Below are 21,550 nucleotides of genomic sequence, written 5' to 3'. Positions count from 1 at the left end.
GGCTGAACATCCGTTCGTTCCTCGCTCCGTGGCAGCTACGGCTCCACCGGCAGGCCGGGCACAGCGATGCACCACCCGGCTTTCGATTCGGTGAAGATCTGCCGGCGGGGCGCCAGGGGCGGCTCGCCGTCCAGCGTGCCGGCCGGGACGATCATCAATTGCCCGTTGCGCGTCGCGTGGGGGACCGGGGTGCCGCAGATGCGGCAGGTCGCGGTGGCGAAGCTGCGGGCGGTGGGCAGGTCCCAGCGCGCGACGTCGCGCTGCCCGGCGGTCCAGGTCAGGTCATCGGGGCGGGCGATCAGGTTGGCGGCATAGGCGCCGCCGGTGGTCTTGCGGCAGCGCATGCAATGGCACAGCACGAAATCCAGCGGCGCGCCGTCGATGCGATAGGTCACGGCGCCGCATAGGCAGCTGCCGGTCAGCGATGGCATGGCATGCTCCTCGACATGCGTGGGCGTCCCTGTCACGGGGCGCGGATCAGTTCATACAGGGCCACGGCGGCGGCGTTCGAGACGTTCAGGCTTTCCATCTCGCCCGGCATCGCCAGGCCCGCGATCTCGTCGCAATGTTCGCGGGTCAGCCGGCGCAGCCCGTCCCCCTCGGCCCCCAGGACCAGCGCCACCCGCCGCTGTCCAAAGGCCGCGCCGTTCAGGACGCCGCCCCCCGCATCCAGCCCGACGACCCAGAAGCCCAGGGTTTTCAGCGTCTCCAGCGTGCGGGCCAGATTGACCACCCGCAGCAGCGGCACGATTTCCAGCGCGCCCGACGCGGCCTTGGCCAGCGCGCCGGTTTCGTCCGGGGCGTTGCGTTCCATCACCACCACGGCGGCGGCGCCGAACGCGGCGGCCGAGCGCAGGATCGCGCCGACATTGCGCGGATCGGTCACCTGGTCCAGCACCAGCACCGGCCCGGGGCGCCCGGTCACGTCCTCGATCGCCAGCGAGGGCAGCGCATCGGTCAGGACGGCAATGCCCTGATGCACGGCATCGCGGCCGCACAGGGCCTCCAGCCGCGTGCGGTCGGTCCGCTGGGGCTGCATCGGCAACGGGGCGGTCAGGCGCGCCCGCAACGCGGCCTCGCCCTCCTCGGTCGCCACGATCTGCCGGATCCGGCGTTCCGGGTTGCCCAGGGCCGCCAGCACCGGATGCAGGCCATAAAGCCAGTAGGTCCCGCGCGGCGGCGTGCCGACGCGCGGCGCGCCGCCCCTGGGCCGCGCCGGACGGTCGGCGGGCATGCTGGCGGCGGGATTCTCCGCCCGGGCAGGCGGGCGGCTGGCGGGACGGGCGTCCGGACGACGCGGAGGGCGGCTGCGCATGGCCCGATATAGGCCGAACCACCGCCCGCGTCACGCCATGGCGACAGGGCATGACAACAGGGCGTTGACATGCCGGCCGAATGGCCTTAACCACCCTTTCCAACACGGAAGGGTGCCCGAGTGGCTAAAGGGGGCGGACTGTAAATCCGCTGGCGTGCGCCTACGTTGGTTCGAATCCAACCCCTTCCACCAAATATATTCCATAACAATTTGATCTTTCAAGGAAATTCTAGGGATTGCCATTCTTGGCCCCAAGAATGGCCCTAAAAATTGTTCTGGGTGGTATTTGTTAATTTCCAGCGAGAACCGACCCTGTAGGGACGTTTGAGCGAATACCGTTATGACAATAGGTTGCCGTCCGAAGCCGAAACCATCCGGCGCTTGATCTTGCTTGGGCTTGAGGCGGCGAAGGAAAAGCCGTGTCCCTGATCTTTAAGCCCCATGCGCTAGAAGCGACGGAGCGACGCGGGATGATCGCGGAATGGGTTGAACAGACGGTACTCTATATCCAGAGTGGCGCGAGGCTGATCCGGTTCATGCGGATCGCATACGCTCGTATCGTGCTATCTCTGAGCTGGGTGACCGCGTGCTGCGTCTTCCCGGATAGGGATGCCGAGAAACGGAGGCCGAAGCCATGATCCGGACCAGCTATGATCCCCAGACGAACGCCCTGTTCATCTGGGTCGGCCCCGAGGGGGCAAAATCAGCAGAGACGCACGAAGTCTCCCCTGGCGTCATGCTGGACTACGATGCCGCCGGCAATCTGATCGGCATCGAAGTGCTGGATGTCCGGGAACGAACGGCGCGTCCCGGTCGTAATGCTGCCGCCTAACGGGTGCCCCTGTTTCCGACCTGCTCCATGGCGATATCATGGATTGCAGCGTCGGCGAGGCGGGTGCTGATGCTGGAAGCACGAACATGACCACTGCACTGGAAACGACACGGTTTGATCCCGCCGCGTTCATCGATACGCCCGATGCCCAGGCGGAACTGATCTCCGATGCGCTGGAAAGCGGCGACGCGGCCTATATTGCCAACGCCTTCGCCACCGCCGGCCGGGCGCGCGGCATGGCACAGGTTGCGCGCGATGCCGGCATCACCTCCGTACCCCTTCCATGACCACGTCTCGGATTGCCGCGCCTGCCACGCGCGCTTGGATGCTGGGCGCGCGTTCCTGCAAGGCGGTCGAAAGAAAGGGCGTGGTGCCATGATTCGCCCGCTGGAGACGTAGAGCTGGCTCCGGCTTCCGGCATCTTCGCGTAGAACGCGATATTGCGATTGGTTCGAATTGTTCGTATTTATAAAACAAAATGGTAGAAACAATGAATGAAATTCGGTCAAAGCAGCCTTGCAAATTCATGAAATTTATATCTTGTTTTTTCATTTTAGCTGTATTTTCCGTATGTTTTATTTTATTATTCGATTACAATCAATTTATTGGGCCAAGTAGTATTTTTATTACATCGCTTGCTGGATTATTATCAGCCCTCTTCTGGGGAGAAGCGGCACAAAATGAAACAAAGAAAGTTTCGAACGCTGTCGCCGCGGCTTTCAGCGGATCCGTAGCCAGCTTTGGCGCTGCATCGGTGGATTTTCAAAAAATGATGGATTTTCCAAAATGGCTCGCTTTTTCTCAGCCTTACATGTCGATGTTTCTTTTTTCTCTTGGATTAATCATGTCAACGCTCGCTTCAATTTCTGTAGTAATACCCCGTCTTCAGAAACTCATCCTGAAATTTCCTTTCGACGATAGCGGAAGCTCTTTCTGAGCGATGAATATCGTTGAGGAGGCGGGTGACTACGAAGACATCATCTATTTTCGCACCCGTTCCATCACTGCGTCCCGGATCGCCGCGTCGGCCACGCACCGGGAGATCGCTGGACCGCGTTCCGCGACGGCGGCGGACAGGAAGGGACGGCGTGCCAGCAGGCGGCTGGATGTCACGGCGAGAATTTGCCGCTTGCCCGTATTGGAAGGCACCATACGCCTGATCCGGATCGGCTCGCTTTCTGAAACCATAGACCTTCAACCCTGCGGCGGCACGCACATTTCCAACACGAGCGAGATCGGGCATATCCGCCTCGGAAAGGTCTAGAACAAGGGACGCAATAATCGACGCGTGATCTTTCGATTGACTGAGTTTCACCGGTTTGTTTTTCCAAAAAGATGAGCACATTGTCGGATCGGCAGATAAGCCTGAGGGCGTTCCCACGCCAGTGGCTCCTGGCGAATACGCGGAATTGTGGCCTGGTCCGAGAATGAGCTATCACCTTCACAGCCTTACGGGGTGGTTCCCGAATTAATTCGGCAATACTATGGAGTAAACACAAGTTCTTATCGATATCCCGCATGTTCCATCGGTTCTCTGGCTATTGGATGGAATATGGAGAGTGTACCTTCTACTCCATGCAAAGCCTCGGCGGCCTTCATGCCCCGTCCTGCCGCCAATGCTCAGAAAGTAATCGAAAATTGAGAAATGTGAAATGTGAACGATATCACTTCCAAAAACGGAACGTGTGTGCCATATTAAAAATTGGTATAGTGCAAAAGTGATGCAATATGGAAATTCTGGTCGGCCCTGACGGAAGGATATGGTATCCGAATAGCAATGAATTATTTAGATACCTTGGGTATTTTGGACGCGATTGTGACCTGGTTTCGTATTCTATACGGAATCTCGGATTCGCAGCCATAGCGACATTCGCGCGTTATACACGTATCCGCTTTCAGCCGGCATTGTTCCCGGCAGCCTGTCTGCAACGCGTACTCGAGATTATCCTCTATCACGCACCGCCGCGCATCGTCCTCGAACGCGCCGGTACGTTATTCGCGCCGCTGGAAGTTCTTCACAACCTCAACGACGCCGTCGCCCGCCTCCGGGCACTCCAGATCGCAACGCCTGATGAAGAGGAATCGTCCGGATCGCCTACCATTGTGAATCTATCCTTGGACCGACTCCGGGATTCGAAGCGTGCAAGCATGCAGGCGGCATTTGCAATCTGGAAAGAGGCGAAGCGTTATACGAACGCGCGGAGCATCTCCAGGATTACCGCCAACCCGGCGTTCGGAAGCGGGGCAGTCGCGTGGATGCCGGGACAAGACCGCTGCCTGATTGAGGCATGGCCGCAGACATACGGGAAATATGGCGAACTTTCTTATGAAAGCCTGCTTGGCCGAGATGTACGGGACCTGCCCGACAGCGCATATATCCTTCCCGCTACCCGCAGCTATTTTGGCGTAGCGCACAGCCAGGCCCCTCGCCTGGAACTCATCGAGGCACTTGTGACACACCCCGATGGCTCCAGGTTCTGGTCCCGCTACGAACGGCTGCTCTTACCGTGGCGGACGAGCACATCTGACATTTTCGTCAGTTCCGTTCCATTACTCAGGCTGGTTCGCATGCATTGAGTGATTCCGGATATGGCGGATCAATATATCTGGTGTTTCCCAGATCAGATTGCAGTCGAAGGTACGCCAGGCGCCGATGATTTGCATACCGCCTTGAACGGCCGGGTTGCCGTATAAAGGCAGAAGGGTGCGTGTCAATGGACCGCGCTCTACCATACCGATGGTAAAATCCGGCTTCCAAACCGCGAGCGAAATACTGCGCATCATGGCGATGGTCAGAACCGGAAGCCGCTTGCGGCGAAAGCTGGGATGACACCAAAGACCACCGGCGAAGACGACTCGCCCACTAATTTCGGCAGCTATTGGCGCGTCCGCGATCCATTTTTCGTGCGGACCCATCTGCGTGCCTGGGTCGCGATAGGCAAGGCGGCCCGATTCCCATTCCTCCCGCAACGTGCTCGTTGGCCAATCATAGCGGCGCAGGATCAACGTCACGACCGGATCGCCACCGGCTTGGCCCTCGATATAGATGACATTATCCGGATTGATATCGGACAGTTCAGGATCGTAAATGGGTGAAAGCGGCTCCCACGTATCCTGATGCATTCGATTGACTTCTGCCATGCGATCGAAATCGCGTCCCATATGCCATGATATGCCCAACTGACGCGCAGATTCGGAAAGGTTTAGAAAGAAACGGCCAATATCTATTTTTTGGCCATGGTTTATTTCAATCGCATCCAGAAATGGACGAAGTTTTGTTGACATTTGCGTAATCTCTTCTTCGGGCGAGATTGCCCGACCGAAAGATTACTCATTTTTAACGATATTGATACGATCGGAATATTTGTATTTTTATTAATTCATTCTGTATTCGTATTATTTTGCATCGGCGATCGAAATGCCCGGACTGGCTGCGGGACTGCCGCGGAGGCGGTTCATGTCGCACGACGGCACGCCGGCTTCATGGACCCCCACCGTCGCCGTTTTCGCGTCCTACATCCCCCATGACGCACCACCGATGCTTACGCCCGGCAGCACATTGGTCACGTTGGCCGAACTCATCGGCACGACGCCACGGCCTCGGCTTGAGGCGACGCCCATCGTCATCTGCCCATGCATCCTGGCGTCATTCGGCGTTTCGTCCGGCGCGCCCACAAACGGGGGGACGCCTACGTTCCGAAACAGGGCGGCACGCGGATCGTCCCGCCGGTCGATCGGATGAGAACAGCCGGACACGGCCAGCAAGGCGATCGCAAGGAACGAAGCACGTTTCACGTCGGAATGTCCTTCCCTTACCCCCGGCGGGCCCACCCTAAATCCGGTCGGACAGCTTGGCCAGACGGCGTCCGTCGCGCCCGCCGCATGCGGTCCGGACGGCACGATCTTCGACGAAGAACGAACCTGTGATGTACGGCGCGGCAGAAGGCCTTGTCGCTCCTGCGTCGATCGGCTTTGCTGATCCCGTTGCCTCAGGACCGTCATGACTGAAGGAGACAAGCGGGCATGGGCCAGAATGCAGCGGCTCTTCGTTTCGGTCCTGAACAGGCCGCGCCCGCATCGCCGGTCCGCAACGCCCGGCCGTCCTGGGCCGGCAGGCTGCTGCTGCTGCCGTTCCATGCGCTGGCCGTCTTCAGCGCGTCGAAAGCCTTCAACACCAACCCGGTCATCGGCAGCCGGACCCTCAACCGCCGCGGCCTGCATATCGGACGTCGCATGCTCGCGGCCAGGTTGGGCGCGATGCGCCGCCGCAGCCTCGCCGGATTGCTGTCCGACGAGGACCGCGCCGCCTTTGAACGCGACGGCTTCATCGTGAAGCGGGATTTCCTCGACCCCGCAACCTTTCAGGCTTTCCGGAACGAAATCATGGCGCTCGACGTCCCGGCGCGCGAGTCGGTGAATGGCGATACCCTGACCCGCCTGATCGCCCTCGACGGCCCGACCCTGGACAGGCTGCCCGTCGCCCGCGCCGTCCTGCAGGGCTCCGCCTATCGCGGCCTGATCAACTATGTCGGCTCGTTCCGCCGTCGCCCGTCGCTCTACGTGCAGAGCGTCTTCAGCCAGTTCGCACCGGGGGGCGCGCAGGACGTTCAGTCCTTCTTTCATACCGACACGTTCCATCCCACCGTGAAGTCCTGGTTCTTCCTGCAGGACGTGGATGACGACGCCGCGCCGTTCGCCTACGTGCCGGGCTCGCATCGCGCCAACCGGCGCAAGCTGGCCTGGGAACGCCGCGTGTCCTGCACGGCGCGCCATGCCGGCGATCGGCTGACGGCCGAAGGATCGTTTCGCATTTCGGAAGCCGAAATTCGCAGGCTCGGGTATCCGGACGCACGGAAACTGCCCGTCGCGGCGAACACGCTGGTGGTCGCGGATACAAGCGGCATCCATCGCCGCAGCACGACCGACCGCAGCACCGTGCGCGTCTCGATCTGGGCCTATAGCCGCTCCAACCCGTTTCTGCCCTGGGCCGGCGGCGACCCGCTCGCCCTGCCGTTCATCGGCCGCCATGGCCAGCGTCTTTATTGGGCGGTCAGCGACCTGTTCAAGAACCCGGGCAAGGGGCAGCCCGTCTGGCGCTGGGTGGGGCGCCGTACCCCGCTCATGCCGCCGGCCCGGGATCGCTGATGCCCCGCCGGCCCGCACGGCGCGGCCGGGATCGAAAAAAATCATGGAGGCAGTATGAAAATCAGCGCGCGAAACCAGTTGAAAGGCACAATCATCGAAATCCACAAGGGGGCGACGACGGCCCATGTGTCGATCGCGCTGCCCGGCGGCGCGGTGGTGATGGCGTCGATCACGAATGAGGCCGTCGACGAACTCGGCCTCGGCATGGGGATGGCGGCAACGGCCATCGTCAAGGCGTCGGACGTCATGGTCGGGGTGGATTGACCCCGCGTCCCCCGGATCGGCCGGGTTTCGCCCGTGGCCGCGGCACGAACCGGACGGGCGACGCGGCGTTGCGCAAGGACGAAGGGAGAACGCGCATGTCGGTGATGCGGACGGCGCTTGCCGCGATGGCCGTCCTGGCCATGGCGGGATGCGCGACCTATGGCGATGACGGCGATTACGATTATCGCCCCGCCGGATGGAACACGGGGTGGTATTACGGCGCCTATGGCGGGCATCGCGGCTGGTATGACGAGCGCGGCTATTGGCGGGGCTGGCATGGCCATGGCGGCTGGCACGACGAAGGCCCCCACGGCTGGCGGGACCCGCATTGGCACGGGCGTTGAGCGCAGAGGCATCGCACGTCCGGGCATCGCGCACCCGGCCATCGCCTCCCTGCCGTCGCCCCTGTTACCGCATGCTGCCCGATCCCGGGAAATAGGCCCATTCCTCGGTCGTGCTGCCGTCCGGCAGCCGGCAGAGACCGGTCTGCTGGCCCGGACTGGTGCGGATGACCAGCCGTCCCCCCGATCTGGCACAGGCGTCCGCACCCGGTCGGGCATGGGCCATCATGCGGTGGCGATGGCGCGACGGGCCCGCATGCTGGCAGGCGCCCAGCGGCATGGCGAGCAGGACGCCAAGCAGCAGCGTGGCGCGGCGCGGGCCAGCCGCCCAGCTTCGCGGGGCCCCAGCCTGTGGAATAATATCGACATTCCGTCTCATGCGGCCATTCTGGCGCCGGCGGAACGAAAAATACAGGCCCAGAGTAGCCGGGCCCAGACCAGACCCGGAACGGCGGTCGCGGCTAATGGGGCTTGCGTTCGTCCAGGATCGTCTGCATCGCTTCCAGCACGTTCTTCCAATAGGCCACGTGCTCGTCGTCTCCGATCTCCTCGGCTTCAATCAGATGGGTCTTGGCCAGCAGGACGGCTTCGCTGCCGTGCTGCTGCACCAGTTCGGTCGCCTCTGCTGGGACGGGCTTTTGATGGATGAGCATGGATGCTTCCCACATCGAGAAACTGATGCCGACATGGGAAGCATGGCGGCCGGCGTCCATGCTCTCGCGCAGAGTTGAGACGGATATGCCCCCTCCCGGTGACCGGGCTGCGGCGGCCGGACTGAGGTGACCGGACTGCGGTGACGGGGCCGAGGGGGCATTGCGTTCGCCGACGGTCCGTCAGCCGGCGTGGTCCGCATCGGGCGGAAGAAGCATCCGCTTCGTCCCTTGCGGCGGGGTGTCGGAGCGTCGGATGAGGTAATAGACGCTACCGAGCGACAGCACCGCGCCGGAAAGCGCGAAGAGGTCCATCGCATTGACCTGCTGCAGGTCGGCGACGATGAATTTGCGCACCGTCGCCAGCAGGCCGATCAGGATCACCGAGCGCATGCGGGCCGGTCCGGCCGGGTGCAGGTCGGACGTGGTGATGATGGAATGCTTGAATTCCATCGCGATCAGCACGGTGAAGAACATGCCGAATATGCCCTGGATCAGGTCGATCGACGTCGTATTCTCCGCCCGCCCGAACAACAGGACGAAGACCTCGATCACGAGGTGGTACAGCGATGCCGAGGTGATGACGATGATCAGGAAGGTCAGGACCAGATTGACGAAGATTTCGAAGCCGTCGAACAGTTTATAGATGCCGCCGAGGGAGCGATTGAAAGGATCCATGAAGGCCGGGTTCCGGTGCAGTGCCGAGGGAAGGCCCTTCATACACCGATCCGGACGGCGGAAAAACGCCGTTCTTCCCTCCCGCCCCGGGGATAGAGGCCCGGCCGGGCGAACCCGGCCGGAAGAGGCTTACAGCGTGACGTCCAGGCCGAACAGATAGGCCGAGCCCAGAAGCTGCATTTCGGTGACGGCGCCCTTGCCGCTGCCTTCCGAGCTTTTCTGCATCTCCTGGCCGATATTGCGGCCCTGGAAATAGACCTGGACCCGCTTCGTCACGTTATAGCGCGCGCCGATGTCGAAATTCAGGTAGGGCTGGGTATAGCTGTCCTGGGCCGGGGTATTGCCCAGCCCGGTCATGACCAGGCCCTGGTAGTTCACGTCGAACTGCAGCATATAGCGGCCGCGCTCATAGAACAGTTCGCCGTTATAGAGGTGCGACGTGGTGTTCGGCAGGGTTTCGAACACGCCGTCGCGGTTTTTCCCGCGCGAGTCCACGAAGGTGAAATTGCCGCCGATGCCGAATCCCTTCCAGAACCCGGGCAGGAAGGTAAAGGGCTGGTGATAGTTCAGCTCGATGCCGCGTGCCGAGGCGCTCTTGATGTTGGCATAGGTATTGATGGTCGCGATGCCGCTCAGGCCCGGATAGTTCGGCACGATCTGCGTGTAGTTGACGACATAGTTCTGGAACTGCTTGTCGAACGCGCCGGCCGAGACGATGCCGCCATGGGGCAGGTAATATTCGATGTCGACATCGAAATTCATCCCCGTGGTCGGCTTCAGGTTCGGGTTGCCGATGGTCACCGCATTGGTCGCGTAATTGACGGTCCGCGTCGCGGTCACGGCGTTGAAGCCGGGGCGGCCCAGGGCGGTGGAAAAATTGGCGCGGCTGATCAGATTGTCGGTCCAGTTATAGCGCAACTGCGCGGTCGGGAAGAAATTGGCGTATTCCTGGCCGACCGCGTTCTCGCTGAGCGTCGTGACCGTGGTCTTGGACCCCGGGGCGACCGGGGTGATGCTGGTGCTCGTGCCGCGATAGACGCCGTCCGTCTTCTCGTAGCGCACACCGGCCAGCAGGCCGAAGCGCCGCCAGGTCGCCTGGTATTGCAGATAGAGGTTATAGACGCGTTCGTCGTCGTCCAGGCCCGCCTGCTTGGTCGAGACGATGTCGCTGGCGACGTTCTCGACGATCGGGAAGGTATCGCCGGCCAGCAACTGGCGGATCGGCTGCGTGCCGGGCGGATAGCCCATGTCGTACAGCCCGCCGAAGGCCGAATAATGCTGGTCGCCCGCCCATTGCCCCGCCGTGGCGTTGGGCAGGGACGAGGCCAGATAGCTGTAAGACGGATCGTGGAAGGTCACGTGCTCGAAGCGCGCGCCGCCGCCGAAGCCCAGGACGCCCTTGATCGCGCCGAAATCCAGTTTCGTGGTCGCGCCGACATGGCCGGTCCATTCCTGGTCCATGTCCTGCTGATGGCCGTTCGACACGCCGCTTAGCTTATAGAGGGTGTAGTCATACAGGTTCGCGCCGTTCGTCGTCGCGATGACGGGCGGCGTGCCGGGCATGAACGACACCGGATAGCTGCGGGGGTTGCTATAGGTCGACGCGTAGTTTTCGTTCGTCAGGTGCGAATTGCTGGCATAGGCGCCGAAATAATCCAGCTTGAACCGGCCCAGCGCGCTGTCGCCGCCGAATTTGAACACCCGCTCCTCGTTCGCGGGCAGCGAGTCCTTGACGGTGTACGTGTTGCTCGATGTCGCCAGCGAGCCGGCGCCCGCCGGATTGGCGGCGAAATTCTTCAGCGAATAATTCATCGTATAGGACAGCGCGGGTGATTCCAGGCCGGAATCGAACGCCTTCAGATACAGCTTGGTATTCTTGTCGACATCCCAGCCGAGCGTGCCGCCATAGCCCCAGCGGGTCTTATGCCCGTTCGAATACAGAACGCTGGCCTTGGTGACGGTATTGGTCAGGTAACCGGCGGGCGTGGTCGCGAAGGATTGCTGGAAATCGTCCATCTGCAGCCAGTCGGCCAGCGCGGTGGCGAAGAACGAGATGCTGAACGGCTTGTCGCCGCCGCCATGTCTCGCGAACGGATTGCTGTCCAGCCCGAAGCGCATGCCGCCGTCGATCGTGCCGTTGAAGATCTGCGTCGGGTGCGGATCGCGGAACCCGCCCGATGCGATCAGCTCCAGGAACGGCTTGTCGTCCGGCCCGATATCGCGTGACAGCAAATCCATCTGGCCGCCCAGCGCATAGGCGTCCTGGTCCGGCCGGTTGGATTTGGTGACCACCACGCCGCCGGCCAGCGACGCCGGAAAGGCTTCCGCGGGGGCCGCGCGGCCGGCATGGTTGATCGACCCGGCCGGCAGCATCACGCCCTCGAAGGTCACGCCGTTCAGGTTGGGGTCCAGGCCGCGAATCTGGATCGACGAGGCCTCGCCGCCCGAATTGGTGACGGATACGCCGGGCAATCGGCGCAGCGCGTCGCCGATGACGAAGTTCGGAACCTTCTTGATCTCGGATTGCGGCATCACGTTGATCAGGTTGGGCGCCATCTTCTGCAGCATCAGCGCCTGTTCCAGCGAGCCGATGGCGCTGGCCTGCATGCTATGGGTCCTGCCGACCACCTGCAGCCGTTCCGGGGCCGTGGAATGCCGGGCCGCGCCCTTCGGCCCGTCGTGCGCCGGCCTGGCCCTTGCTTCGGCGACCTGGGCCTTCACCGCGTCATGCCCGGCGCCGGTGCCATGGGCGCCATGGCGGTGATGGCGATGATGCGGGCCATGTTTGTCCTCCGGCGCCTGGGCGGTCTGCCCCCGGGCGCCGGTGGACAGCGCCAGCGGCAGCAGGGCGGTGGCCAGGCAAAGCGTGATCCGCAGGGATCGCGCCGGATCGGGTCGCGTCGTCATGATAAAATGTCGCTCCATTCCTATGGTCGTCATGGAGCCTCCGCACCGCACGGGGAGGCTCGTCTCATCCGATTTTTGATGTGCATGACGGGCTGTTTTTTGAAACGCGCTATTGTCGTCGCGTCTTGTGCATGGTCGCGGGCGGAAATCCGGTGCCGGAATGACGGCATCGGTCTCGCCCTCTATTGTCCGGAACGGGTTTTTGCCAATTGGGTCGTGCAGAGCGCCGTCATGAAGTATTTGCTACACGATCCGGCCGATCATTTCCCGTCTTCATTTCTATTGATGCCGCGTCCTTCAGAGGTCTATGTTATTGAGAACATGGCGATCATTTTCCTGAACGAGATGACGTCCGGATATTTATTGTCTGGTCACGGAATTGTGTATTAAAGTTACGTTACACTTGTGGGTGTATTTCATTATTGTATTTTTTTTAGTTGGATCTCTGCGCCGCTATTGATTTCAAATGGACTTGAATCGTACGGTGCCGAAGCCGCGCGGAGGCGCTGCTGCCACTTAGGCGGCCGTGATAGATTTCAGGAAAATCTTTTTTTTCAAAGAGAATATGGATTCTCCATGAGATGCATCGCCCCGTGCATGAGACATGGTTTCGGATACCGTTTCGACCCGGTACCGTCGATGCGTGGTTCAGAACCATGACTCCGGCCGTTTCGCGAAAATCGTTTCGCAGGATCAACAGATGGATCCACGGCATTCTGGGGCTGGTTTTCGGTTGCGTCCTGACGGTGATGGGGGTGACCGGCGTCCTGAATCGGCGAACGGCGGTGCTGCAAGGCCCGCCAACGCCGCCGCTTTCGCCCGATGCGCTGATCCGCGCGGTACGGGCGGCCCATCCTGCGGTCGTGGCGGACCGGCTGCGAATGGAACCGGATCCCGGCCGGGCCTGGATGCTGCGGATCGCCGATCCAGATCGCGGCGCCGCCGCTCGCTGGGTCTATGTCGACCCGCGTGACGGGCGCAACCTTGGACCGCTCCGCGCACAGGGATTCTTCGACCTGGTCCGCGACATTCACCGCTTTCTCGCCGTGCCCGGAGGCGGGAAAGGGAAGGGGCGCATCGTGGCCGGCATGGCGGCGCTGGCGCTGATCTATTTCACGCTATCGGGCCTGTATCTGCTGGCCGAAACGACCATTCAGCCCGCACGGTTGGCTCGCGCTCGATTCCTACACGTTCCGGCAGGATGACGGCCTGCCACTGAAGGCCGATCTCTATCGCCTCCGTCCGGTCGGCCAGGTCCTGGCGGCGAATATGTACGTGATTCACCGCGTCAGTTTTGTTGGCGTGGCCGGACAAATCCTGTCGTGCGCCACAAGCCTGTCGCTGCGGCTGCTCGTCGTGACCCGGCTGGTCCTGTATGTGGGGCGCAGACCGCGCACCCGGGACGATCCGAAACGGCGGTTGCCTGACGGCGCACCGCCCGATCCGGCGCCCATGTTGCGGCACCGTCACGACATGACGGGCCGCTCCCTCACTTATATCGCTGGTATATCACGGGCCGCGCTCGGGGCCCGGCTTGGCGCCGCGTCCGGCGGGCGCGGGCTCGCGCTGGTCCGGCATGCGGGCGGCGACCGGTTTGGACGAGGTCTTGGTATAATGGGCGGCTCCGTAATGCGGCGCCTTGTGGCGGCCCGGAGCATGTTTGTGCGGATGGCCTTTGGATGACATGGCACCCTCCTTGCTGCGCAATGCACATGGTGCCGGCCATCCCGGCCGTCCAGCATCCCCGGAATCACGATCCCGCCATGATCCCCGGCCCGATTCCTTATTCTTCCGTCAGGCGATGGGAAAAGCGGGTCGGATCGCCCAGCGGCACGGTTTCGAACCCCAGCGAATCCGCAACCGGCGGATAGCCCTGGCACTGCGCGTCGTCGCCCGTTTCGGCCGTCCGGGCGTGATCCTGGGGGGTGTGCCGCATGGTCCGCATCGCGTCTGTCCTTCGTTCCGTCATGATGATTCCTGACGACCATGGACGGCAAATGCGACGGTTTTATGAAGCGCGGTAAAGCCGGCGCCGCGGCTGGACGTGGCGCGCGTGGCGTCGGATGATGCCCACGGTGCCGGATTGCAGGGAAGAGGATGTGACGGAAGAGGTCATCGGACGGCCGCGCATGCCTGCGGTCGGAGTGCCGCAGCGCGAGTTCGCCGGCATCATGGCGCAGCATGGCATGCTGCTGCTGGCGCTCGCGGTACTGGCCTGGCCGCTGGGCGGCTTGGCAGGCGGCCTGTGTCATTGGGACTGCCTGTGGTACGAACAGATCGCGACCCGCGGCTATGGCGTCGCGCCCCGCACGGACGCGGCGGATCTCGGACAGGCGGCCTGGGCCTTCTTTCCGCTCTACCCTCTGCTGTTGCGCGCGGTCATGGATGCAAGCGGGCTGGGGGCGCATGCGGCCGGGGTCGCCATCAATGCCGCATTGTTTCCGGTCCTGGTCGCCCTGGCCGCCGCCTATCTGCGCCAGCGCTGCGGCGGCGACCGGGCCGACCGGGCGTTCCGGATCGCGATGCTGATGGTCCTGCCGACGGGGCTGTGGTTCCGGCTGCCTTATACCGAATGTCTCTATGCCGTCCTGCTGCTGGGGTGCGTGATGGCGCTGGCGCGGGGATGGTGCCTGGGCGCGGCCCTGCTGGCGGCGGCGCTGTGCCTGACCCGCCCGACCGGGGTGATCTGCGTGCTGATCGCCGGCCTGTTTCACGGCCTGGCCCGCACGCCCATCCCCGGCGGCGCGCCGGCCGCCCGGCCGGTGCGGCTGCTGGAAGGCACGGCGGTGGTCGCGGCGGGCGGGACCGGGCTGGCGCTTTATATCCTGTTCCTGGACCGGATGCTGGGCGACGGGCTGGCATTCGCGCATGTGCAGGCGGCGTGGGGGCATCAATGGCGCCTGCCGGTCCTGTGGATCTGGAAGGGATTCACCCGCGGGCGCTGGGTGCATCTTGCCATCGCCGCATTGCTGGAAATCGCCCTGATCGTCTGGGGATTTCGCATCCGCTGGCGGATGGAGGCCGCGATCGTGCTGGCGACCTTCCTGCTGGCATGCAGCGGCAGCATCATGTCGATCCATCGCATCGTCCTGGCCAATCCGTTCGCCATGATCCTGCTGGTGCGCCTGGCCTGCGCCGCACCGCCCCGCTGGCGTCGGCCGCTGATCCTGCTGTGCCTGATCCTGGATGCCGCCCTGGCCGAGAACTGGCTGCAAGGGGGGCACCTGCTTGTCTGAAAATTCCGGGATGCCGATCCCGCCGCCGGCAGGCACGGCACGTGCCGCGCGCGGGCGCCTGGGTGGGCTGGCGCTGGTGGCGCTGGCGTGCGGGATGGTGGATCTGCTGGGCGTCTGGCGGGCAGTCCATCCCCATGCCGGGGCGTCCTACCGCCGCCTCTATCTGGAATCCGGGGTAATCGCCAACGGCGTCACCCGGGCCGTCGGTTTGGCTCCGGGCGCGCCCCGTCCCGGCATGCGATCCCGATAGGGACGGCCCGACAGGGACGGACGGATCGCGGCGGGCGCGCGGCCCGGGCCATCCGTCCGTCAGGCGGCTCGTGTCAATGCGTGGCGGCGGGGGGCGGGCATTTCGTGAACTTGCCCTTGGCATCGCGACATTTCTCGGGCTTCGGCTTGGGACAGGTGACGAACTTGCCCTTCGCGTCGCGGCAGGGCGTGGCGGCCGAAACGGGGGCGGCAGCCGCACCCATCAGGACGGCGACCGAAAGCGCGGTCAGGAACGGACGGAATCCCATCTGGAACAATCCTCTACAGTGTTGACGACCGACCATGCCAGTCCGCGGCTGCCCCCGGCAAGGGGATGTCGCGCCGGCGGGTACGTCGGCCGCGCGGATCGTCAGGATGTGATGCGGCGCCCGATTGCCGGACCATGCGCCGCACCCATCTCCATGACATGGCCTTCTGAAGCTGGAGGCAGCCATGTTCCACCTGAATGTCCATGGGCCGAAACCGCCCGCGCGTCCCGCCCATGATCTTGGATACTGGACCGTGATGGTCGTGGGGCTCGCCCTCGTTCTCGCCCTGTACGCCACCGTCCTGCTTTTCGGACAGGCTTGGTGATGTCGGAGGCCGCCATGCCTGGCCACAGGCCCCGGCACCGTCAGGATTTCGACCTGCTCTACTGGGTGGTCGCGTTTTCGACCGCCGTCGCTTGGGTGCTGCTCTATGCGCTCTGCGTCGCGATCCTGTACCACGTGTTCTGAATTCCGGCCGGTCGGCGGCGCGTCCGATCCTAACCATGACCATGGGCGGACACGTCGCCGCGCGCCTGGCGTTGCAACCCGTCCAGCCAGCCGCCGGTAAAGCCCGCGCGGATCAGCCCGGCGCGGATATAGGGATTCTTCTTCATCGTGGCCCAGACCAGGCCGCTGCGCCAGTTCTCGATCATCAGCAGGATAGGCCCCTGGTCGATGCCGAATTGCTCGGTATCCGCCCAGAAAGATGCGCTGCCGGGCGATGCGCCATGTGGCGCGGCGCCGGCGAAGCTGGGATTGAACGCGTCGACGAAGCCATAGCGGTCATAGACGCGCGCGCCATAGCGCGCCTTCATCGCCTCCAGCGCCGGCAGGGCGATTTCCGGGGCGAAGGCGATCGACCCGCCGGCCGCAGTGGGGGCGATGGTGCCGTCATCCGAGACATAGTCCCGCCCGGCGCCACGGGCGCTATAGGCCAGGAAGCTGCGGCTGCGCCCGTCGACCGTCCGGGTCGCGATGCCCGGCCCATTGCATGCGGTCAGGCCCCAGATGTCGGGGCCGTAATCGCGCCAGCCGCCGGGATTGGCCTGGGCATAGGCCCGCTGGGCATAGGTCGCGCGGCGACTGTTCTCGAAATAATCCAGATCGTGGTCGCGGCTCCATCCGTCGCGGATGCCGCGGAAATCGATCCAGGATTCGCTGTATTGATGGCCGAACAGCGGGGCGAAGTTCAGCAGGGTCTGCCCCTGGAAACGCCCCCATTGCCGCGCATAGGTGCCGGTCCAGGCCTGCCATGTGCCGCCCGGCACCGGATGGGTGGGCGAGGCCAGGGCCAGCAGATAGATCAGCATGCCCTCGTTATAGCCGTCCCAGTCATTGCGCAGGAACCGGCCCGACGGCGTCCAGCCCATGGCCAGCAGGGGCGCGCGCCTGCGCATCCAGGCCCAGTCCACCCGTCGGTACAGCCGGTCGGCCAGGCGCCGGATCGCGCGCTCGGGCGGCGTGTCGCGGTCGTAATAGGACTGGGCGAACAGCACGCCGCCCAGCAGCAGCGTGGTGTCCACGCTGGACAGTTCCGACCAGCGGGCAAAGCGTACGCCCCGCCGCGGATCGAGGAAATGGTAATATAAGCCGCGATAGCCGGCGGCCCCGTCCTCGGTCGCGTTCTGCGGCGCGGCGGCGAAGAAGCGCAGGGTGGCCAGCGTGCGCGCCACCGCCTGCGCGCGGGTGACATAGCCGCGCTCGGCCCCGATTCCATAGGCCGTCAGCCCAAACCCGACCGCGGCAATGCTGGCGAAGCGATCGGGCGAGGGATAATGATCCGGGATCAGCCCGTTTTGCGGGTCCGCGGCATCCCAGAACCAGGTGAATGTCCGGTGCTCCAGATCGTCGACGAACGCGCGGTCGGCCGCGCCGGGCACGAAGACGCCGGCCGGCCGCGCATCGCTCTCGGCGGGGCTCTCGGCGGGCATCGGGCCGGCCCGGTCGGCCGCATGGCAGGGACGGATCGACGGCGGCGGAAGCGACAGGCCGGCCCATCCGATGGCACAGGCGAGGCCGAGGCGCGCGCGGCGGCGTCGCGCGCGCGGGGGGCGTGCGGGCTTCATGGCGATTCCATCACGTTCGCGTCAGGGATACGCCCACTTAATCATCGCGCTTCCGGCACTGTAAAGATGCCGGGGTAAAGATGCCGGGGCAGGGGCGATGCGGCGGGCCCCTTGCCGCGGGCGGGAAAATCGGGCCCGGCCATTGGAAAGCGGCGCGGTCGGCCATATTTTCTCCGTATAGCCGGCCCAGATAAAACAATGTCCTGGTTGAAAGACTGTCCTGACGGCCTGCCGCTCTCCGGGATTCCTGCGGCGGGACACAAGGACGGCGTTGGAACATCGATGGGAACGAGGCGGCAGGTTCGGATGAACAAGCACATGAAAATCGTGGCGGCCGTTCTGGCGGTGGGGGCCTGCATGGCCGCCCCGGCCGAGGCGGCGCCCGGGGTCGTCGTCGGCGGCACCGACATCTTCGCCGGTCCGTCCCCCGATTATCCGCTGGTGGGGTCGTTGCCGCCCGGCGCGCCAGTCGAGATCTACGGTTGCGAACCGGATTGGGGCTGGTGCGACGTCGCCGAAGGCCCCTATCGGGGCTGGGCGCCGGCCGGCCGGTTGCAGATCCTCTACAATAACGCACCCGGTCCGCTGCTGACCTATGGCCCGATGCTGGGGCTGCCGCTGTTCGGTTTCGCGTTCGGCAGCTATTGGGGAGCCCATTATCGCGGCCGCCCCTGGTATTCGGACCATGATCGCTGGGGCCATGATCGCTGGGGCGGTGGAAGGCCCCCGCCCGGTCCGGGCTTCCGCGGGCCCGAAATGCGCAGACCCGAGATGCGGGGCCCCGAAATGCGCGGTCCCGAGATGCACGGGCCCGAAATGCGGGGGCCCGAACGCGGGCCCGAAATGCACCGACCCGAAATGCGCGGCCCGGAATTCCACGGACCAGAATTCCACGGACCGGCCCCCCATCCGGGACCGCAGGACGGATTTCACGGCGGACCGCCTCCCGGCGCGTTTCATGGCGGCCCGCCCCCGGGTGCGTTTCACGGTGGGCCGCCGCCGGGCGGCGGTTTCCATGGCGGTCCCCCGCCGGGCGGTTTCCATGGGGGCCCGCCTGGCGGCGGCGGCGGCCATGGCGGCGGGGAGCATGGCGGCGGCCATGGCGAGCATCACGGATAGCGCGTTTTTCCCCGTCTGGCCGCGGAACCGTGCCCCTGCCTGACGGTTGTTCCGCCGTACCCCGGCAAGGGAGGGCTGCAACCAATGACTCACGCCGCGGAAATCATCGGCCATATCCTGGTCGATGAATGGTGCACGAACCGGATGGCCCGCCAGGGGGGAGCCCAGGGGGGAACCTTGGGCGGCGCCATGGAGAGACGCGGCCTGGCGGGAAATGGCCCGGTGCGCATCACGCCGCATGGCGGGCCGGCGCGGGGCCCGGTGCGCAAGGGACCGGCATGGCCGCGTTGCATGGCCTCGGTCCGCGGCATGTCCCAGGAATTGTCCCGGCTTGTGGCGTTTCGCCGGCCGCGTTGAGCCGCACGCGCGAAGGCCGCAGCGCGGATGCGAGGTTTCGCCGGCGTCAGCGCAGCGGAACGCCCGCGACGCCCAGCAGCGCGTGCAGCAGGATCAAGACCAGGACCGTCCCGATCAGGATCGAGAAGACGCCGCCGAAGACGCGGAACGCCCCGACGATCAGCGCCACCAGCAGGATCACCAGCAACGCCGTCTGCAACTCGCCCACGATGCCCATGCCGGCCAGGATCTGGCGGACCACATGCTCGATCATCGCGATGGCGGTGACGATCAGGCCGAACAGGCCCAGCAGCAGGCTGGTGATCAGGGCGATCAGGCGATCCATGGGCAGAGTCCTCTCCGGGCGCGGCACGATAACGCCGCGACCGGCCGCCGGGCATGGGTGGAAGGATGAATTTTCGTAAAACCGCCGGACGGATTGCGCCAGTCCTATTCTGTCCTGTCGTGCTGCGCCGATCGGTTCTCATGAAGAGCGGCGCCTCTCTCCGCCGGCCGCATCGCGCCGCGCGGGATTGACGCCCCCGCCGAAAGCAGATCCCTGCGCTCGAAAATCACCAGGCCGCGCGCGGCCGGGACATATCGGACCGCAACGTAACCCGCCCCGAGGGCGTCATGGACGATGCGTTCCGATTCCGGGATCCGTCCGGCAGGCGCATGTTGCATCAGCAGGATATAGCCCGGCCGCGCCGCCAGAATGCGCCGCAGTTCCGACGACACGTCGATGCCGGTGGCATGCGCTTCCTCGATGTCCGACAGATGCCCCATGAAAGGATGGGTGGTCAGCCCGCACCAGGGCACCCGGTCGTACACGGCTTGCGGCCCCTGATAGACGAACACGCATTCTCCCGCCGGATGGGAAACCGTCTCGACGATCCGGTTCATGAGCGCGGCGTCGTCCACCCGGCCGAAATGCAGCCAGACGGTCCGCTCGCCCTGCAGGATGGCCCATCCAAGCAGCAGCAGCAGCGCGATCCGCCCCGATCGCCGGAACCACAACGGCGCCGCCGCCACGGCCAGCGGGGCGAACAGGGGCAGGCTGTAATGGACGAAACGCGCCTTGAACAGAAGGAAACTTGCAAAGGCGGCCAGGGTCCATCGCCGCAGAAACGCCATGTCCCGCGGGTTTTTCATCGCGCCGGCGCCCGACAGCCAGCCCAGCATGAGGGCGAGGAAAATCGGCGCCAGGACGACGATCGTGCCGGCCAGTTCCGGAACATATCGGCGCGGATCCGGCGCGGCGCGAAGGAAGATGGAGTCGATGTTGGCGAACCACCATGCGCGCCCATGCCCCGCCAGGGCATAGAGGCCGAAGACCGCCAGCGTGGGGAAAAGCGCCACAAAAACCCACAGCGACCCGTTTTTCAGGAAGGTCCGGACGTCCCGCCCGCTCTGGCCGAGCCCGCTCTGGCCAAGAAGGAGAAGACCGGCGAATACGCCTTCTCCGATCACCGTATATTTGATCTGGATCGCCATCCCCAACAGGCCCATGGCCTGCACCCCGGTGCGCCGCAGCAATGCCGCATCGCTGCCCAGCCTGGGCAGCCGGTCCAGGATGCATGCCATGGCCGCGGCAACCAGCGGCGTGTAGAAAACCGACGACTGCCCGCCATGTCCGCCCGCCTGGTTCAGCCAGGCGATATAGAGCAGCCCGGCGATGAACGCGCCCGCCGGCGGGGCGACATGGCGCGCCATGCGCGTGACCAGCATCGCGGTCAGCCAGACGCACAGCAGCGCGCCGATCTGATAGGCCCAGACCCGCCATGGCCCGAACAGATGAAAGAACGCGTAGATGACAAAGAGCCCGATGGGCTTCCTGTCCCAGATATCGACATACGGGATATCGCCATGCAGCATCCTGCCGCCGACGAACAGGTAGAATTCCTCGTCCCACCCCAGCATCGGATCCCCGAATGTCGGCCAGCGAAGCACAAGCGCGGCCAGCAGCAGGGCAAGCGCGCCGCCGGTCGGGCCGACGATCCCGCCCGGCCGCATGGCGCGCGGCCAACGGGTCGGCAGCGAAAGCGATATTTTCGGTATGTCGGAGATCATCATCGCGTTGAGGAGGTGGCGAGCGTCGATTGGATCGGTCCGCGGTTCACTGCCCACGGCGGCCCTGCCGACG

At 64.3% G+C, this 21,550-nt stretch carries 30 protein-coding genes and 1 tRNA gene; 17 read left to right on the top strand and 14 right to left on the bottom strand.

All coding sequences use genetic code 11. The annotated features are described in order from the left end of the window. Positions 1-35: 35 nt before the first annotated feature. Both QN315_RS07090 and rlmB read right to left on the bottom strand, forming a co-directional pair. Positions 36-467 carry a GFA family protein gene (locus tag QN315_RS07090; RefSeq protein WP_323992495.1) on the bottom strand — a complete coding sequence of 144 codons (432 nt, stop codon included), beginning with the start codon at positions 465-467 and terminating at the stop codon, positions 36-38. Further along, positions 464-1,315 (bottom strand): 23S rRNA (guanosine(2251)-2'-O)-methyltransferase RlmB, encoded by an 852-nt coding sequence (rlmB, locus tag QN315_RS07085; protein ID WP_408904599.1) that lies wholly within the window; start codon positions 1,313-1,315, stop codon positions 464-466. The genes QN315_RS07090 and rlmB overlap by 4 nt, the downstream gene beginning before the upstream one ends. A gap of 106 nt (positions 1,316-1,421) precedes the next feature. Between rlmB and QN315_RS07080 the strand changes: the two genes are divergently transcribed. The 6 genes from QN315_RS07080 to QN315_RS07055 all read left to right on the top strand — a co-directional run bounded on the left by QN315_RS07080 (position 1,422) and on the right by QN315_RS07055 (position 4,724). Next, positions 1,422-1,507: transfer RNA gene (locus QN315_RS07080), tRNA-Tyr, on the top strand. Between the two features lie 442 nt (positions 1,508-1,949). Continuing rightward, positions 1,950-2,147: a DUF2283 domain-containing protein gene (locus QN315_RS07075; RefSeq protein ID WP_323992493.1), complete on the top strand. Its 198-nt coding sequence runs from the start codon at positions 1,950-1,952 to the stop codon at positions 2,145-2,147. 86 nt (positions 2,148-2,233) lie between these two features. Further along, entirely contained in the window at positions 2,234-2,434 is a 201-nt protein-coding gene (locus tag QN315_RS07070) for a hypothetical protein (protein WP_323992492.1), read from the top strand. 239 nt (positions 2,435-2,673) lie between these two features. Then, complete coding sequence (locus tag QN315_RS07065) at positions 2,674-3,084, top strand: hypothetical protein (RefSeq protein WP_323992490.1); 411 nt, start codon at positions 2,674-2,676, stop codon at positions 3,082-3,084. A 3-nt stretch (positions 3,085-3,087) separates the two neighbouring features. Then, positions 3,088-3,411: a hypothetical protein gene (locus QN315_RS07060; RefSeq protein WP_323992488.1), complete on the top strand. Its 324-nt coding sequence runs from the start codon at positions 3,088-3,090 to the stop codon at positions 3,409-3,411. 464 nt (positions 3,412-3,875) lie between these two features. Next, entirely contained in the window at positions 3,876-4,724 is an 849-nt protein-coding gene (locus QN315_RS07055) for a hypothetical protein (RefSeq protein ID WP_323992487.1), read from the top strand. Here QN315_RS07055 and QN315_RS07050 read toward each other — a convergent pair. Continuing rightward, positions 4,698-5,432: a hypothetical protein gene (locus tag QN315_RS07050; RefSeq protein ID WP_323992484.1), complete on the bottom strand. Its 735-nt coding sequence runs from the start codon at positions 5,430-5,432 to the stop codon at positions 4,698-4,700. The two genes, QN315_RS07055 and QN315_RS07050, sit on opposite strands and share 27 nt — an antisense overlap. Positions 5,433-5,660: 228 nt before the next feature. Then, positions 5,661-5,942, bottom strand: coding sequence for a hypothetical protein (locus QN315_RS07045; protein ID WP_323992483.1), 282 nt, complete (start codon positions 5,940-5,942; stop codon positions 5,661-5,663). 228 nt (positions 5,943-6,170) lie between these two features. Here QN315_RS07045 and QN315_RS07040 point away from each other — a divergent pair, with 228 nt between their 5' ends. The 3 genes from QN315_RS07040 (at position 6,171) to QN315_RS07030 (ending at position 7,900) form a co-directional block, all read left to right on the top strand. Beyond that, positions 6,171-7,292: a phytanoyl-CoA dioxygenase family protein gene (locus QN315_RS07040; protein WP_323992481.1), complete on the top strand. Its 1,122-nt coding sequence runs from the start codon at positions 6,171-6,173 to the stop codon at positions 7,290-7,292. A 54-nt stretch (positions 7,293-7,346) separates the two neighbouring features. Next, on the top strand, positions 7,347-7,556 hold the full coding sequence (locus QN315_RS07035) for a molybdopterin-binding protein (RefSeq protein ID WP_176639696.1): 210 nt from the start codon (positions 7,347-7,349) through the stop codon (positions 7,554-7,556). A 95-nt stretch (positions 7,557-7,651) separates the two neighbouring features. Then, the gene (locus QN315_RS07030) at positions 7,652-7,900 is read left to right on the top strand and encodes a hypothetical protein (RefSeq protein WP_323992479.1); all 249 of its coding nucleotides are present in this window, start codon (positions 7,652-7,654) and stop codon (positions 7,898-7,900) included. A gap of 64 nt (positions 7,901-7,964) precedes the next feature. On the opposite strand, the gene QN315_RS07025 is transcribed toward QN315_RS07030, so the two are convergent. From QN315_RS07025 to QN315_RS07010, 4 genes are all read right to left on the bottom strand, one after another. Next, positions 7,965-8,276, bottom strand: a complete 312-nt coding sequence (locus tag QN315_RS07025; RefSeq protein ID WP_323992477.1) for a DUF333 domain-containing protein — start codon at positions 8,274-8,276, stop codon at positions 7,965-7,967. Positions 8,277-8,358: 82 nt separating this feature from the next. Next, positions 8,359-8,550 (bottom strand): hypothetical protein, encoded by a 192-nt coding sequence (locus tag QN315_RS07020; RefSeq protein WP_323992475.1) that lies wholly within the window; start codon positions 8,548-8,550, stop codon positions 8,359-8,361. A 180-nt stretch (positions 8,551-8,730) separates the two neighbouring features. Further along, positions 8,731-9,225 carry a phosphate-starvation-inducible PsiE family protein gene (locus QN315_RS07015; RefSeq protein ID WP_323992473.1) on the bottom strand — a complete coding sequence of 165 codons (495 nt, stop codon included), beginning with the start codon at positions 9,223-9,225 and terminating at the stop codon, positions 8,731-8,733. Positions 9,226-9,354: 129 nt separating this feature from the next. Continuing rightward, positions 9,355-12,132 (bottom strand): TonB-dependent receptor, encoded by a 2,778-nt coding sequence (locus QN315_RS07010; RefSeq protein ID WP_323992470.1) that lies wholly within the window; start codon positions 12,130-12,132, stop codon positions 9,355-9,357. A gap of 6 nt (positions 12,133-12,138) precedes the next feature. On the opposite strand from QN315_RS07010, the gene QN315_RS07005 reads away from it, so the two are divergent. Next, positions 12,139-12,522, top strand: a complete 384-nt coding sequence (locus QN315_RS07005) for a hypothetical protein (RefSeq protein WP_323992467.1) — start codon at positions 12,139-12,141, stop codon at positions 12,520-12,522. Between the two features lie 266 nt (positions 12,523-12,788). Continuing rightward, on the top strand, positions 12,789-13,337 hold the full coding sequence (locus QN315_RS07000) for a PepSY-associated TM helix domain-containing protein (RefSeq protein ID WP_323992463.1): 549 nt from the start codon (positions 12,789-12,791) through the stop codon (positions 13,335-13,337). A 304-nt stretch (positions 13,338-13,641) separates the two neighbouring features. Here QN315_RS07000 and QN315_RS06995 read toward each other — a convergent pair whose 3' ends face one another. Together QN315_RS06995 and QN315_RS06990 are read right to left on the bottom strand one after the other, a co-directional pair. Further along, entirely contained in the window at positions 13,642-13,818 is a 177-nt protein-coding gene (locus QN315_RS06995; RefSeq protein WP_323992460.1) for a hypothetical protein, read from the bottom strand. A 97-nt stretch (positions 13,819-13,915) separates the two neighbouring features. Further along, on the bottom strand, positions 13,916-14,101 hold the full coding sequence (locus QN315_RS06990) for a hypothetical protein (RefSeq protein WP_323992457.1): 186 nt from the start codon (positions 14,099-14,101) through the stop codon (positions 13,916-13,918). A 160-nt stretch (positions 14,102-14,261) separates the two neighbouring features. On the opposite strand from QN315_RS06990, the gene QN315_RS06985 reads away from it, so the two are divergent. After that, complete coding sequence (locus QN315_RS06985) at positions 14,262-15,368, top strand: hypothetical protein (protein ID WP_323992454.1); 1,107 nt, start codon at positions 14,262-14,264, stop codon at positions 15,366-15,368. Next, on the top strand, positions 15,361-15,618 hold the full coding sequence (locus QN315_RS06980) for a hypothetical protein (protein ID WP_176640843.1): 258 nt from the start codon (positions 15,361-15,363) through the stop codon (positions 15,616-15,618). The genes QN315_RS06985 and QN315_RS06980 overlap by 8 nt, the downstream gene beginning before the upstream one ends. Before the next feature lie 73 nt (positions 15,619-15,691). On the opposite strand, the gene QN315_RS06975 is transcribed toward QN315_RS06980, so the two are convergent. Then, on the bottom strand, positions 15,692-15,886 hold the full coding sequence (locus tag QN315_RS06975) for a hypothetical protein (RefSeq protein WP_323992451.1): 195 nt from the start codon (positions 15,884-15,886) through the stop codon (positions 15,692-15,694). 184 nt (positions 15,887-16,070) lie between these two features. On the opposite strand from QN315_RS06975, the gene QN315_RS06970 reads away from it, so the two are divergent. Further along, a complete protein-coding gene (locus QN315_RS06970; RefSeq protein WP_176640841.1) occupies positions 16,071-16,211 on the top strand; it encodes a hypothetical protein in 141 nt (46 codons plus the stop codon). A 14-nt stretch (positions 16,212-16,225) separates the two neighbouring features. Next, a complete protein-coding gene (locus tag QN315_RS06965) occupies positions 16,226-16,354 on the top strand; it encodes a hypothetical protein (protein ID WP_323992449.1) in 129 nt (42 codons plus the stop codon). Positions 16,355-16,383: 29 nt separating this feature from the next. Here QN315_RS06965 and QN315_RS06960 read toward each other — a convergent pair whose 3' ends face one another. After that, positions 16,384-17,952 (bottom strand): glucoamylase family protein, encoded by a 1,569-nt coding sequence (locus QN315_RS06960; protein ID WP_408904598.1) that lies wholly within the window; start codon positions 17,950-17,952, stop codon positions 16,384-16,386. 318 nt (positions 17,953-18,270) lie between these two features. Here QN315_RS06960 and QN315_RS06955 point away from each other — a divergent pair, with 318 nt between their 5' ends. Beyond that, positions 18,271-19,071 carry an SH3 domain-containing protein gene (locus QN315_RS06955; RefSeq protein ID WP_323992446.1) on the top strand — a complete coding sequence of 267 codons (801 nt, stop codon included), beginning with the start codon at positions 18,271-18,273 and terminating at the stop codon, positions 19,069-19,071. An 84-nt stretch (positions 19,072-19,155) separates the two neighbouring features. After that, a complete protein-coding gene (locus tag QN315_RS06950) occupies positions 19,156-19,428 on the top strand; it encodes a hypothetical protein (RefSeq protein ID WP_323992443.1) in 273 nt (90 codons plus the stop codon). 46 nt (positions 19,429-19,474) lie between these two features. Here QN315_RS06950 and QN315_RS06945 read toward each other — a convergent pair whose 3' ends face one another. Both QN315_RS06945 and QN315_RS06940 read right to left on the bottom strand, forming a co-directional pair. Beyond that, on the bottom strand, positions 19,475-19,753 hold the full coding sequence (locus QN315_RS06945) for a hypothetical protein (RefSeq protein WP_176639513.1): 279 nt from the start codon (positions 19,751-19,753) through the stop codon (positions 19,475-19,477). A 104-nt stretch (positions 19,754-19,857) separates the two neighbouring features. Further along, on the bottom strand, positions 19,858-21,534 hold the full coding sequence (locus QN315_RS06940; RefSeq protein ID WP_323992440.1) for a hypothetical protein: 1,677 nt from the start codon (positions 21,532-21,534) through the stop codon (positions 19,858-19,860). Between the last annotated feature and the right edge of the window lie 16 nt (positions 21,535-21,550).

Origin of the sequence: Nguyenibacter sp. L1, from assembly GCF_035199985.1 — a bacterium.
Classification (GTDB): Bacteria; Pseudomonadota; Alphaproteobacteria; order Acetobacterales; family Acetobacteraceae; genus Gluconacetobacter; species Gluconacetobacter vanlangensis.
Note: the sequence above shows the minus strand (reverse complement) of the source record. Positions and strands in the feature narration are given on the sequence as shown.